We start from the raw sequence: 13,389 nt of genomic DNA on the forward strand, positions 1-13,389 counted from the left end.
AGGGCCTCTCCCCGTCAGTCCTGCGCGGAGGCGTCGGTCTCCGGTGCCGCCGGCTCCTCGACCTCGTCGCTGCGGCCCTCGTTGACCTGCGTCAGGACGGCGTCCTGGTCGGCGGGGTCGTGCGTCTCGTGCTCGTGCGGGTGGTCGTGCGCGTGCGCGGCCGCCGCGGCGATCGTCGCGAGCGTGGCCTTCACCGCGTCGCGCGACTCCGAGACCACGGGCACACCGTGCCCGGCGGCCTGGCTCGCGGGCGCCGTCTCGGCGGCCTTGCCGCGCCGACGTCGCGACCCGCGCCGCGGCTCGTCCGACCCGCCGGCCTCGGCCGAGCCGTGCGTGTGCACGTGGGCGTCGCCGCCCTGCCCGCTCTGGCCCGACCGCTCGACGGGGTCGGTGTGCACGATGAAGCCGCGTCCGTGGCAGTGCTCGCACGTCTCGGAGAACGCCTCGACGAGGCCCTGGCCGACGCGCTTGCGCGTCATCTGGACGAGGCCCAGCGACGTCACCTCGGCGACCTGGTGCTTGGTCCGGTCGCGGCCCAGGCACTCGACCAGGCGGCGCAGCACGAGGTCGCGGTTCGACTCGAGGACCATGTCGATGAAGTCGATGACGATGATCCCGCCGATGTCGCGCAGCCGGAGCTGGCGGACGATCTCCTCGGCGGCCTCGAGGTTGTTCCGGGTCACGGTCTCCTCGAGCGTGCCGCCCGAGCCCGTGAACTTGCCGGTGTTGACGTCGATGACCGTCATGGCCTCGGTCCGGTCGATCACGAGCGACCCGCCCGACGGCAGCCAGACCTTGCGGTCCATGCCCTTCGCGAGCTGCTCGTCGACGCGGTGCACGGTGAAGACGTCGTCCACGCCGGTCCACTTGGACGCGCGCTCCGCGAGGTCGGGAGCGAGCTCGCCCAGGTACGACGAGATCTCCTTCCACGGGCCGTCGCCCTCGACCACGAGCGAGCCGAAGTCGTCGTTGAAGATGTCGCGCACGACGCGGATCGCGAGGTCCGGCTCGCCCTGGAGCAGGGCCGGCGCGGACGACGACTTCGCCGACTTCTTCTCGATCGCCTCCCACTGCGCCTGCAGCCGGGCCACGTCGGCGCGCAGCTCCTCCTCGCTCGCCCCCTCGGCGGCGGTGCGCACGATGACGCCCGCCCCCTCGGGCACGACCTCGCGCAGGATCTTCTTGAGCCGGGCGCGCTCGGTGTCGGGAAGCTTGCGGCTGATGCCCGTCATGCCGCCGCCCGGGACGAACACGAGGAAACGGCCCGCGAGCGTGACCTGCGAGGTCAGGCGCGCGCCCTTGTGGCCGATCGGGTCCTTGGTCACCTGGACCAGCACCGCGTCGCCGGACTTGAGCGCCTCCTCGATGCGACGCGGCTGGCCCTCGAGACCGGCCGCGTCCCAGTTGACCTCGCCCGCGTACAGCACCGCGTTGCGGCCCTTGCCGATGTCGACGAACGCCGCCTCCATGCTCGGGAGCACGTTCTGGACCCGGCCCAGGTAGACGTTGCCGACCATCGACGCCTGAGCCTGCTGAGAGACGTAGTGCTCGACGAGCACGCCGTCCTCGAGCACCGCGATCTGGGTGCGGCCGTCACGCTCGCGCACGACCATCGACCGCTGCACCGACTCGCGGCGCGCCAGGAACTCGGCCTCGGTGATGATCTGGCGGCGGCGGCCAGCGTCGCGGCCCTCGCGGCGGCGCTGACGCTTGGCCTCGAGGCGCGTCGAGCCCTTGAGCGCCGTGACCTCGTCGCTGGCACGGCCCGGGCGGGTGCCCTCGGACGTCCCGCGGCTGCGGCGGCGACGACGACGACGGCTCGTGCCGGCCTCGGTCTCCTCGCCCTCCGCGTCGGTCGCCTCGTCGCGCGCGGCCTCGTCCGGCTCGGCGTCCTCGGCGTCGTCAGCGCGCTCGTCCTCGTCCGAGCCGTTGTCGCCCTCACCGACGCCGCGGTTGCGGCGGCCACGGCCACCACGACGGCGACGGCGACGCGGGGCCGCGTCACGGTCGTCCGACTCCTCGCCGCCCTCCTCGTCGGCGGTGTCCGCCTCGGGTGCGGAGTCCGCCTCCTCGAGCACGAAGTCGACGTCGCCGAACTCGACGAGCTCGCCCTCGAGGCCCTCGGCGACGAGCTCGGCCTCGATGATCTCGACCTCTTCGATCGCGTCACGCTCGGCGCGCGAGAGCCGGTCGACCGAGAACTGCGGGGCTCCGGGCGCGTCCGCGGCCTCGTCCGTCTCGGCAGCTGCGGGCGCGGTGGCCCGCCGGCTGCGGCGGGACGCGGGAGCCGCTGCGGGCTCCTGCGACGCGGTCTTCGTGCCGCGCTCGGGCGCGGCAGTGTCCGCGGCGGCGGCCGGCTCCGCGGCCGCGGGGTCGGTGGCCGTGGGGTCGGCCGCACGCGGCGGGCCGGCCGGGGCCTGCGCGCGGCGGCTGCGGCGCGGGGCCGTCGTGGGGTCCGGCGCCTGGAACAGGAGGGCCGTCGTCGCGAGGCGGGGCTGGCCGCCCGGCGTCGTGGGGACGATGGTCGTCGTCGGCTCGGGCGCCTCGGCCGCCGCGCCCACAGGTTCGGTGGCGGAGGGCTCGGACGCGGGCGACTCCACGGAGGGCTTCGCAGCCGTGCCGGACGTCTTGCGCGAGCGCGTGGCGCGCTTCTTCGGCGCCTCGGGCTGCTCGCTCGCCGGCTCGGCCTCGCGGGCCGGCTCGACGGACGCCGACTCCGGGGCGTCGGCCGTGCTCTTGCGGGCGCGGCTGCGGCGCGCCTTCGGCGCCGCCTCGGCGGCGGGCTCGGACGCGCTCTCGGCCACGGTCTCGGTGGACGGGCCGGCCGCGTCGGGCGCGGCGGTGGCACGGGTCGCCTTGCGGCGCGTGCGGGTCGGCGCGGCGTCGGGCAGCGCGATCCCGGCGAGGCCGGCCTCAGGACCGGCGGCGGACGGGGTGTCCTGGGGGCGGGACGCCGACCGGCGCCCCCGGGGCGCGACACCGAGCTCGGCGAGGACGTCGAGCGCCGGGGCCGGCTCCGCGACGGGCTCCTGCCGTGCCTCGGCGACCGCGGCGGCCCGCTCGGCGGCGGGCTGCGGGAGGGTGATCTCGAGCGGGGCGCCGCCGTGCGCGCCGGCGCCCTCGGGGACCACGACGACGTCGGACGGTGCGCCGACGGTCCGGGTCGCGCGCCGCCGGGGGCGCTTGCGGGGTGCCTCGCCCTCGCCGGGCGTCGTGGGATCGGTGGATGCAGTGGTGTCGTCGCGGGTCACGCGTCGCTCCTACCCCGGAGGGCCAAGACCCGTAGCTGCTGGCCCTGCGGGCGGTCGGTCGTCGCTCACCGGCGGGGCACCCGAGGGTGCGTGCCTCCGGCGGCGACGGAAGTCGTCGGGGGCGGACCGTAGCTCCGCGGGCGACGGGGGGCGCCTGCCGTCACGCTGCGTCTGGTGCAGCGGCGGCGGCCGCTCCGCGAGCCGCGAGTCGCGGGGTGCTGCGGGCCGTGCGTCGGGGGCGTACGGGCACCCCCGAAGTCATGAGAAGTATCGCACACCAGGTCACGACTCGGTCACGACGACGCGCCACCGGACCGTGTCGGGCGACACCCGCCCGACATCTCCCGTTCGCGCCGGGTTCGTCCGCGCGGCGACCCCGCCGGGGCCGGTCGCGCGCCCCGCTCGGGAGGCCTCGGCGGCTTCTGGACCGGGGCACCGTCGTCGCAGGTGACGGCCCCTTTTCGAGGTGCCGGGAATGTGAGGTAGGACCGCACCCGAGTGGCATGTCTCACGACGCCCGCCGTTCGAGTGTCCGGCCCGCGCGTCGGGGCCTACGGTGCTCGTATCGCGTGCCTCAAGCGGCCCGCGGCGACCGGCCAGGAGCCTCGAACCATGCCCGACGTGCTCGATCTCGCGCGATGGCAGTTCGCCATCACGACCGTCTACCACTTCATCTTCGTCCCGCTCACGATCGGGCTCGGCCCGATCGTCGCGATCATGCAGACCGCCTGGGTCATCACGAAGAAGGACCGCTGGCTCAAGCTGACGAAGTTCTTCGGCAAGCTCTTCCTCATCAACTTCGCGATCGGCGTCGTCACGGGGATCGTCCAGGAGTTCCAGTTCGGGATGACCTGGAGCGCGTACTCGCGGTTCGTAGGCGACGTCTTCGGCGCCCCGCTCGCGATGGAGGCATTGGCCGCGTTCTTCGTCGAGTCGACGTTCCTCGGCCTGTGGATCTTCGGCTGGGACAAGCTGAACAAGAAGCTCCACCTCGCGATGATCTGGCTCGTCGCGATCTCGACGAACCTGTCCGCGTTCTTCATCCTGGCCGCGAACTCGTGGATGCAGCACCCCGTCGGCACGACGTACAACGCCGAGACGGGCCGCGCGGAGATGAAGAGCATCGGCGACGTGCTCGGGAACTCGACGCTGTGGGCGGCGTTCCCGCACACGGTCACCGCGTCGTTCCTCACGGCGGCGACCGTCGTGACCGGCATCGCGGCGTGGTGGATGGTGCGCCTGGCCCGGACCCGCAAGGCCGACGACCTCGAGACGGCGCGCGACGTGTACCGGCCCGCGGTGCGCCTCGGCGTCCTCGTCATGGTGATCGCCGGCGCCGGCGTCATCTACTCGGGCGACGTGCAGGGCCAGCTCATGTTCCAGCAGCAGCCCATGAAGATGGCGTCCGCGGAGGCGCTGTGCACCCCGTCGCCGGACGGCGCGGCGTTCTCGATCCTGTCGATCGGGAACCTCAACAACGACTGCGAGGGCGTCAAGCGCATCATCGAGATCCCCGGCGCCACGTCCTTCCTCGCCGACCGCTCGTTCACGGCCCCCATCAAGTCCGTGCCCGAGCTGCAGGCCGAGTACGAGCAGAAGTTCGGGGCCACGGACGCGAACGGGAACCCGATCAGCTACTCGCCCAACCTCGCGCTCACGTACTGGAGCTTCCGCCTCATGATCGGTTGGGCGGCTTTCTCTCTCGCGCTCGCGGTCTTCGCGTTCTGGGCGACCCGGAAGGGCCGCGTGAGCGACAGCACGTGGCTCAGCAGGCTGGGCCTCGTCTCGCTCGCGACCCCGTTCCTCGCCTGCTCGTTCGGCTGGATCTTCACGGAGACGGGACGTCAGCCCTGGGTCGTCGCGCCCAACCCCACCGGGCTCGACGACGTCCGCCTGCTCACCGAGCGGGGCGTGTCGACCAACGTGGGCTCGGGCCTGGTGCTCACGTCGATGATCGCGTTCACCGTGGTCTACGGCGTGCTGGCCGTCGTCTGGTACCGACTCATGCACCGGTACACGATCGAGGGCGCGCCCGACGTGGTGCACGACGACTCCCCGGAGGCGCGCACCCCCGACGACGCCGACCGTCCCCTGTCCTTCGCCTACTGACCCGCGCACGGGAAGGAGCCAGCCATGGAGCTCACCACCTTGTGGTTCGTCATCATCGCGGTCCTGTGGACCGGGTACCTCGTGCTCGAGGGCTTCGACTTCGGGGTCGGGATGCTGCTGCCGATCGTCGGCCGGAGCGCCGACGCGAAGGAGCGCGACCGCAACCGTCGCCTCGTCATCAACACCATCGGGCCGGTCTGGGACGGGAACGAGGTGTGGCTCATCACGGCGGGCGGCGCGACGTTCGCGGCGTTCCCGGAGTGGTACGCGAGCCTGTTCTCGGGCTTCTACCTGCCCTTGCTGCTCATCCTGCTCGCGCTGATCGTCCGCGGGGTCGCGTTCGAGTACCGCGGCAAGGTCTCGGACCCCGGCTGGGCGCGCTGGTGGGACCGCGCGATCGTCGTGGGCTCGTGGCTCCCCGCGATCCTGTGGGGCGTCGCGTTCGCGAACCTCGTGCGCGGCGTGGACCTGGACGCCCAGCACGACTACGTGGGCGGGTTCTGGGCGCTCCTCAACCCGTTCGCCCTGCTGGGCGGCCTGACGACGCTCGCCGTGTTCCTCACGCACGGTGCCGTGTTCCTCGGGCTCAAGTCGACCGGCGTCGTGCGTGAGCGCGCGATGCACCTCGCCAAGCCGTTCTCCGTGGCGGCGCTGGTCGTCGCCGGGGCGTGGGCCGTGTGGGCGCAGGCCGCGTACGGGACCGGCTGGACGTGGGCCGCGGTGGCCGTCGCCGCCGTCGCGCTGCTCGGCGTCGTGGCTGCGGCCTGGCGCGAGCGCGAGGGCTGGGCGTTCACGTTCTCCGCGATCGCGATCGTGGCGACCGTCGTGCTGATCTTCGGCTCGATGTACCCCGACGTCATGCCCGCGACCGACCCGGCGAACTCGCTCACCGTCACCAACGCGAGCTCGACGCACTACACGCTCGTCATCATGTCGTGGGTCGCGCTGATCCTCACTCCCGTCGTCCTGCTCTACCAGGGCTGGACGTACTGGGTGTTCCGCAAGCGGCTCACGGCGTCGTCGATCCCCGACCCGATCGGCCTGAGCCTGCGCCGGTCGGACCGGCCCGTGGCGCCCGCGCCCGCGGCCGAGGGCGACGGCGTCCCGCGCACGTGAAGCCCCTCGACCCACGCCTGCTGCGGCACGCCCGCGCGGCGCGGGGGTACCTCGCGCTCACGACGGTCCTGGGCGTGCTCGCCGGAGCCCTGGTCGTGGCGCAGGCGGTCCTGATCGGCGAGGCGCTCGGGCGGGCGGTGCACGACGGCGCCCGGCTCGACACCCTGGCCCCGCGCCTGGCGTGGCTGGTCGCCGTCGTCGCGGCGCGTGCCGCGGTGTCGTGGTGCCAGGAGCGCTTCGCGGTCCGCGCGGCGGCGAGCACGGTCGCCGAGCTGCGGGAGGCGCTCGTCGTCCACGCGACGGCGCTCGGACCGCGGTGGCGCGGCTCGGCACGCGGCACCCGCCTGACGACGCTCGCGACGACCGGCCTCGACGCGCTCGAGCCGTACTTCGTGCGGTACGTCCCGCAGCTCCTGCTCACGGCGATCGTCACGCCGCTGCTCGTCGTCGTGGTGCTGGGGCTCGACTGGGTGTCCGGGCTCGTCGTGATCGTGACGCTCCCGCTCGTCCCGCTGTTCATGGTGCTCGTCGGGCGGCTCACGCAGGGCGTCTCGGAGCGGCGGCTCGCCTCGCTCCAGCGGCTCGGCGCGCAGCTCCTCGACCTCGTCGCGGGGCTGCCCACGCTCCGCGCCTTCGGGCGCGCCGAGGGGCCGCGCGAGCGGGTCCGCGCGCTCGGCGACGCCAACCGTCGCGCCACGATGGGCACGCTGCGGATCGCGTTCCTGTCCGGCATGGTCCTCGAGCTGCTCACCACGCTGTCGGTCGCGATCGTCGCGGTGAGCATCGGGCTCCGCCTCGTCGACGGCCGCATGGACCTCGTGACCGGGCTGACCGTGCTGGTCCTCGCGCCCGAGGTGTACCTGCCGCTGCGGCAGGTGGGCGCCCAGTTCCACGCGTCGACGGACGGCATCGCCGCCGCGGGGGCCGCGTTCGAGGTCCTCGAGGAGCCCCTCCCCTCGAGCGGCACGGCGGCCGTCGACCTCGCGGGGGCCCGACTCACGTTCGAGGACGTCTCGGTCGAGGCGCCCGGGCGCGGCGTCCTCGCCCCGGCGGGGCTCTCGCTCACCGTGGCGACCGGCGAGGCCGTGGCGCTCGTCGGTCCGAACGGCGCCGGCAAGTCCACCGCCGTCCAGGTGCTGCTGGGCCTCGTGGCGCCGACGTCGGGCGCGGCATGGGTCACGGACGCGCGTGGCGAGCGGTCCGCCCTGGCCGACCTCGACCCCGCCGCGTTCTGGGCCCAGGTGACCTGGGTGCCCCAGCGCCCGCACCTCGCTCCGGGCACCCTGCGCGAGGCGGTGCTCGGCGTGGTCGCCACGGCCACCGCCGACGACGACGTCCGCCTCGCCGAGGCCGCGCGCCTGACCGCGCTCGACGGGGTCGTCGAGGCGCTCCCGGACGGCTGGGAGACGCCCGTCGGACGGGGCGGGCTGGGGCTGTCGGTCGGCCAGCGGCAACGGGTCGCGCTCGCGTCCGCACTGGTCTCCCGGCGGCCGGTGGTGGTCCTGGACGAGCCCACGGCCCACCTGGACGACGCCAGCGAGGACGCGGTGGTGCGGACCGTGCGCGCGTTGCGCGACGAGGGTCGCGCGGTCCTCGTGGTCGCGCACCGGCCGACGCTCGTCGCCGCGTGCGACCGGGCCGTCGAGGTCCGATCGGCCCCCGCGCCGCACGCCGTGGCCACCTCGGAGGTGCCCGCATGACCGCGCCGCGGCGCGACCCGCTGCGCCGGGCCGTGCCCCTGCTCGACGTCCCCTGGCGCCGCGTCGCCGGCGCGGTCACGCTCGGGTCCCTCGCGCTCGGCTGCGCCGTCGGGCTCGCGGCCGTCGCTGCGTGGCTCATCGCGCGTGCCTCGCAGCAGCCGCCCGTGCTCGTGCTCTCGGTCGCCGCGGTGACGGTCCGGGCGTTCGGCGTCGGGCGCGGGACCCTGCGCTACGCGGAGCGGCTCGTCTCGCACGACGTCGCCCTGCGCGGCGTCGTCTCCCTGCGCACCACCCTCTACGCGCGGCTCGCGGCCGGCCGCCCCGAGGCCGTCGCGGCCCTGCGCGAGGGCGACCTGCTCGCCCGGACCGGTGCCGACGCCGACGCGGTCGGCGACGTCGTGGTGCGCGCCTTCGTGCCGGCGGGCGTCGCGGCGGCCGTCTCGCTCGTCGCGGTCGCGATCGTCGGGGTGCTGCTGCCCGAGGCCGGCCTCGCGCTGCTGCTCCTGCTGCTCGTCGTCGGGGTGGGCGCGCCGTGGCTCGCCGACCGCGCGGCCCGCGAGACGGAGCTCCGCTCCGTCCGGGCGCGCGCGGACATGACCGCCGCGACCCTCGACGTCCTCGGTGACGACGGCTCGCTCGCCGTCTCCGGAGCGCTCGGCCCCCGTCTCGACGACCTGCGCCGCGCCGACCGCGAGCTGACCGCGGCCACCGACGTCGGCGCGCGGACCTCGGCGACGTCGGAGGCGATCCAGACTGCGGCGACCGGCGTCGCGGTCGTGGTGGCGCTCCTGCTCGGCGTGCCCGCCGTGGCGTCCGGGCGCCTCTCGCCCGAGGACCTGGCCGTCGTCGTCCTGACGCCGCTCGCCGCCTTCGAGGGCGTCGGCGCGCTGCCCGCCGCGGCGGTCCAGCTCCGGCGCTCGCGCGCCGCCGCCGCGCGGATCATGGCCCTGCTCGACGACGCCGCACCCGACCCCGGCGCCCCGGCCCCCGTGGCCGTGACGGCGTCGAACGACGGCGTGGCCCTCGTGGCCGACGACCTGGCCTGCGGGTGGCCGTCACGACGCGCACCCGCGGTGAGCGGGCTCGACCTCGTCGTGCCCGTGGGCGGTTCGCTCGCCGTCGTGGGGCCGAGCGGCGTCGGGAAGACGACGCTCCTGCTGACGCTCGCCGGCCTCCTCGCGCCGGCGGCCGGACGGCTCGAGCGCCATGCCGAGGCGTCCTGGACCGCCGAGGACGCGCACCTCTTCGACACGACCGTCCTCGAGAACCTTCGCGTCGCGCGCGGCGACGTGACCGAGGCCGAGGCCCGCGACGTCCTCGCCGCCGTGGGGCTCGGCGCCTGGCTCGATGCCCTGCCGTCGGGACTCGAGACGGTGGTCGGGACCGGCGGCGACGCCGTCTCCGGCGGCGAGCGACGCCGCCTCCTGGTGGCTCGTGCCCTCGTGTCGCGGGCGCCGGTGCTCGTCGTCGACGAGCCCGCGGAGCACCTCGACCCCGCGGGCGCGGACGCGCTCGTGCGGATGATCCTCGGGCTCACGGCGCACGGCCGGACCGTCCTCCTCGCGACCCATCATCGCGGCGCCCTCGACGCCGCGGACGTGGTGCTCACCCTCGACGACGCGCACGCCCCGGCCCCGTAGGCGACGACGCAGCGGAAGGCGACCCGATCGCAAGGCGACCGGACTGCGAGGCTCGGCCGAACCGGACGCCGACCGCTTGACGAATCGCACGAAACTGACAACGATGTCAGCGTTCGCAGCTTCACCCGCTCGACGAAGGAGTCCATGCGATGAGACGCATCCCCCTGCCCGGCCGACGACGCGTGCCACGCGGCGCGCTCGCGGCGGGCACGCTCGCCCTCGCCGCCACGACGGCGGCATCCCTCACGCTCGCGGTCCCCGCACAGGCCGACGGGCACGACCCGTCGTTCGTGACGGACCCCGCGTCCACGGTGAGCACGCTCGCCGGCACCGGGACGGGCGGCTCAACGGTCGGCTCGATCAACAACTTCCCCGGTCCGTCGGTGCCGTTCGGCATGGTCCAGTTCTCCCCCGACAACCCGGGAACGGGCCAGGGCTACTACTACGCCAACAGCACGCTGCGCGGCTTCGGCCTCGACCACGCCTCCCAGGGCTGCGGCGCGCTCGGCGACTTCCCCGTCCTCCCGACGACCACGAGCATGGCCGCGAGCGCCTCACCGTGGACCAAGACGGAGTCGTACACGCACGCCGGCGAGGAGGGCTCGCCCGGGTACTACAAGCTGGTCTCGAAAGACGCGTCCGGGTCGAGCATCACGTCCGAGCTCACGGCGAGCACCCGCACGGGCGTCGCGACGTTCACGTTCCCGTCGGGCACGACGCCGTCGATCACGTTCCGCTCGGGTGTCTCGAACAGTTCGACGCGGTCGGGATCGCTCAACGTCAACCCGAAGACCGGGATCATCACCGGCTGGACGAAGTCCGGGAACTTCTGCGGCAAGAACAACAGCTACACGGCGTTCTTCGCGGCGAAGGTCGACCAGGACTTCGCGTCGTACGGCGCGTGGGACGAGTCGAAGGGCTCCGTGTCGGTGGGCGACGGGGCGCACGACGCCGAGGTCTCGAACACGAAGGCCGGCGGCTACGTCTCGTTCCCCGCGGGGACGACGACGGTGCGCCTGAAGATCGCGCTCTCGTACGTCAGCACGGACAACGCGATCCTCAACATGAACACCGAGGTCCCGACGCCGGACGCCGCGGCTCCCGGCACCGACGCGTACGCCTCGTGGGGCGCCGCGTTCGACGGCGTCCGCAAGGCCGCGCACGACACGTGGAACGACGCGTTCGAGAAGGTCCAGGTGAGCGACACGGCCACCGCGGGCGAGACCGGGACCTTCTACCACTCGCTGTACCGGTCGCTCCTGCACCCCAACACGTTCGACGACGTGAACGGCCAGTACATCGGGTTCGAGAAGAACCCGGTCGTGCACGACGTGTCGGAGAAGCCGGCCGCCGACGGTCGTCAGCGGCACCAGTACGCGTACTTCTCCGACTGGGACACGTACCGCACGCTCGCGCCGCTGCAGGCGATGCTGTTCCCCGACGAGGCGTCGGACATGGCGCAGTCGCTCGTGAACGACGCGGAGCAGAGCGGGTCGTATCCGCGGTGGGCGTTCGCCAACGCGGGCACCAACCAGATGAGCGGTGACAACCCGGCCGCGCTGATCGCCCAGACGTACGCGTTCGGCGCGCGCGACTTCGACGTGCGCACCGCGCTCGACTACATGGTCAAGGGCGCGGTCGGCCCCGACGCGGGCAAGAACACCGGCGGGACCAACGACCAGTCGGTCGAGCGGTTCGGCGCCCAGGTCTACAACGAGCGGCACTACGCGCCGCAGACCAAGGAGTTCCAGACGGACCATGCGGTCACGGGCGGGTCGATCACCGAGGAGTACTCGATCGACGACTTCGCCGTGGGACAGCTCGCGGACGCGCTCGGCCGGAAGGACGTCGCGTCGACCTTCCAGGCGCGGTCGAACTACTGGCAGAACCTCTTCAACCCGACGACGCGCTACGTCTCGCTGCGCGACGCGTCGGGCGCGTTCCCGACCGGTGACGGCCTGAACATCCCGTCCGACTTCGGGTACCGCGGCCGCATCACGGGCTTCGGGTCGGTGGGCTACGACGAGGGCAACGCCGAGCAGTACGTGTGGCTGGTCCCGCAGAACGTGCAGGGCCTCGTGACGGCGCTCGGCGGGAAGGACGTGTTCGCCGACCGGCTCGACGCCTTCATGACGCACGGCATGAACGTCGGCGCCAACGAGCCGTACATGTGGGCCGGCAACGAGCCCGACTTCAACGTGCCGTGGTACTACAACTACGTCGGCCAGCCGTGGCGCACGTCGGAGGTCGTGGACGAGATCCGCACGACGCTGTTCGGCACGCAGCCCGACAAGGCCGAGCCCGGCAACGACGACCTCGGCGCCCAGTCGAGCTGGTACGTGTGGGCGGCCCTGGGCCTGTTCCCGGCGACGCCGGGCACGGACGTGCTGACGGTCAACGCCCCGGCGTTCGACGCCGCGCGGATCCACCTGGCTGCGGGCCGCACGATCGACGTCACCGCCGCGGGTGCGAACGAGGGCAAGCGCTACGTCTCCGGGCTCGCGGTCGACGGCCGCAGGACGGACGCGACCTGGACCGACCTCGCCTCGCTCACGCGCGGTCACGGTTCCTCGACGGTGAGCTTCACGCTCGCCTCGAAGGCGAGCCCCACCTGGGGCACGAGCGCGAAGTCCGCGCCGCCGTCGTACGGGAAGGGCTCCGCGGCCGTGGCCGTGCACGCCACGCCCGACAACCCGGCCGTGACGCCCGGCTCGACGAGCACGCTGAAGGTCGACGTGCAGCGCCTCGAGAAGACGTCACCCCAGGTCCGCCTGAGCGCGACGAGCGCCACCCGCGGCATCACCGTGACGTCGGGCGCGACGCACCTCGACGCCACCGGCGCCGGGCACGCGACGCTCACGCTCAAGGTGGCCTCCACGGTGGCGGACGGCTACTACCCCGTGCAGCTCGTCGCCCGGGTCGGCTCGGAGACCGTCCGGAGCGACCTCACGGTGCGCGTCGCGAAGGACGGCGGCCTCCTGGCCGCGACGACGCTCGTCGGCACCTCGTCGGAGCACTCGGTCAACGGGAACTTCGACCGCGCGGAGAACTCGTTCTCGCGCGACTCGCTGGCCTCGGTGGGCCTGAAGCCGGGCTCGACGACGAAGCTCGCCAACGGCACGACGCTCACCTGGCCGTCGGCCCCCGAGGGCTTCCCCGACACGATCGTGCCCGCCGGGCAGTCGATCACGCTCGCGAAGCCCGCGCAGACGATCTCGTTCGTCGGCTCCGGGATCAACGGCGGCGGCAAGAACACGGCGACCGTCACTCTGAGCGACGGCTCGACCGCCACCGCCGACTTCTCGTTCGGCGACTGGGTCCTGCCGTCGAGCACGGGCGACGTCAACGACGGCTCGCTCGAGCCGGTGTTCGGGAACTCGGTCGTCGCGTGGACGCCCGTGCGGAACGCGGGCTCCTCGCTGCCGGGCGCGTACGTGTTCGCGACGACGCCGTACACGGCGCCCGCGGGCACGACCGTCGTCTCGGTGACACTGCCGAAGACCGACCAGGCCCGGATCTTCTCGATCGCCCAGGGCTGACCAGGACGACGACGGGCGGCCGGTTCCCCTCGGC

Annotated in this window: 6 protein-coding genes; 5 read left to right on the forward strand and 1 reads right to left on the reverse strand. The window is 73.7% G+C overall.

The window, feature by feature from the left end:
- Positions 1-14: 14 nt before the first annotated feature.
- A complete protein-coding gene (locus tag ACFT5B_RS16955) occupies positions 15-3,251 on the reverse strand; it encodes an Rne/Rng family ribonuclease (protein WP_386800346.1) in 3,237 nt (1,078 codons plus the stop codon).
- 612 nt (positions 3,252-3,863) lie between these two features.
- Between ACFT5B_RS16955 and ACFT5B_RS16960 the strand changes: the two genes are divergently transcribed.
- From ACFT5B_RS16960 to ACFT5B_RS16980, 5 genes are all read left to right on the forward strand, one after another.
- On the forward strand, positions 3,864-5,360 hold the full coding sequence (locus ACFT5B_RS16960; protein ID WP_386800347.1) for a cytochrome ubiquinol oxidase subunit I: 1,497 nt from the start codon (positions 3,864-3,866) through the stop codon (positions 5,358-5,360).
- Positions 5,361-5,384: 24 nt separating this feature from the next.
- Positions 5,385-6,476: a cytochrome d ubiquinol oxidase subunit II gene (gene cydB, locus ACFT5B_RS16965; protein WP_386800348.1), complete on the forward strand. Its 1,092-nt coding sequence runs from the start codon at positions 5,385-5,387 to the stop codon at positions 6,474-6,476.
- A complete protein-coding gene (gene cydD, locus ACFT5B_RS16970; RefSeq protein ID WP_386800349.1) occupies positions 6,473-8,176 on the forward strand; it encodes a thiol reductant ABC exporter subunit CydD in 1,704 nt (567 codons plus the stop codon). Before cydB ends, cydD begins: the two co-directional genes overlap by 4 nt.
- Positions 8,173-9,816 carry a thiol reductant ABC exporter subunit CydC gene (cydC, locus tag ACFT5B_RS16975; RefSeq protein ID WP_386800350.1) on the forward strand — a complete coding sequence of 548 codons (1,644 nt, stop codon included), beginning with the start codon at positions 8,173-8,175 and terminating at the stop codon, positions 9,814-9,816. Before cydD ends, cydC begins: the two co-directional genes overlap by 4 nt.
- Positions 9,817-9,965: 149 nt before the next feature.
- Positions 9,966-13,355 carry a GH92 family glycosyl hydrolase gene (locus ACFT5B_RS16980; RefSeq protein ID WP_386800351.1) on the forward strand — a complete coding sequence of 1,130 codons (3,390 nt, stop codon included), beginning with the start codon at positions 9,966-9,968 and terminating at the stop codon, positions 13,353-13,355.
- Positions 13,356-13,389 lie beyond the last annotated feature (34 nt).

Source organism: Luteimicrobium sp. NPDC057192, assembly GCF_042670205.1.
Lineage (GTDB): Bacteria > Actinomycetota > Actinomycetes > Actinomycetales > Cellulomonadaceae > Luteimicrobium.

Excerpts from the sequence above, each read along its gene's own strand:
- ACFT5B_RS16960 (WP_386800347.1), top strand. The coding sequence starts at position 3,864 with ATGCCCGACGTGCTCGATCTCGCGCGATGGCAGTTCGCCATCACGACC.
- cydC (WP_386800350.1), top strand. The coding sequence starts at position 8,173 with ATGACCGCGCCGCGGCGCGACCCGCTGCGCCGGGCCGTGCCCCTGCTC.
- cydB (WP_386800348.1), top strand. The coding sequence starts at position 5,385 with ATGGAGCTCACCACCTTGTGGTTCGTCATCATCGCGGTCCTGTGGACC.
- ACFT5B_RS16980 (WP_386800351.1), top strand. The coding sequence starts at position 9,966 with ATGAGACGCATCCCCCTGCCCGGCCGACGACGCGTGCCACGCGGCGCG.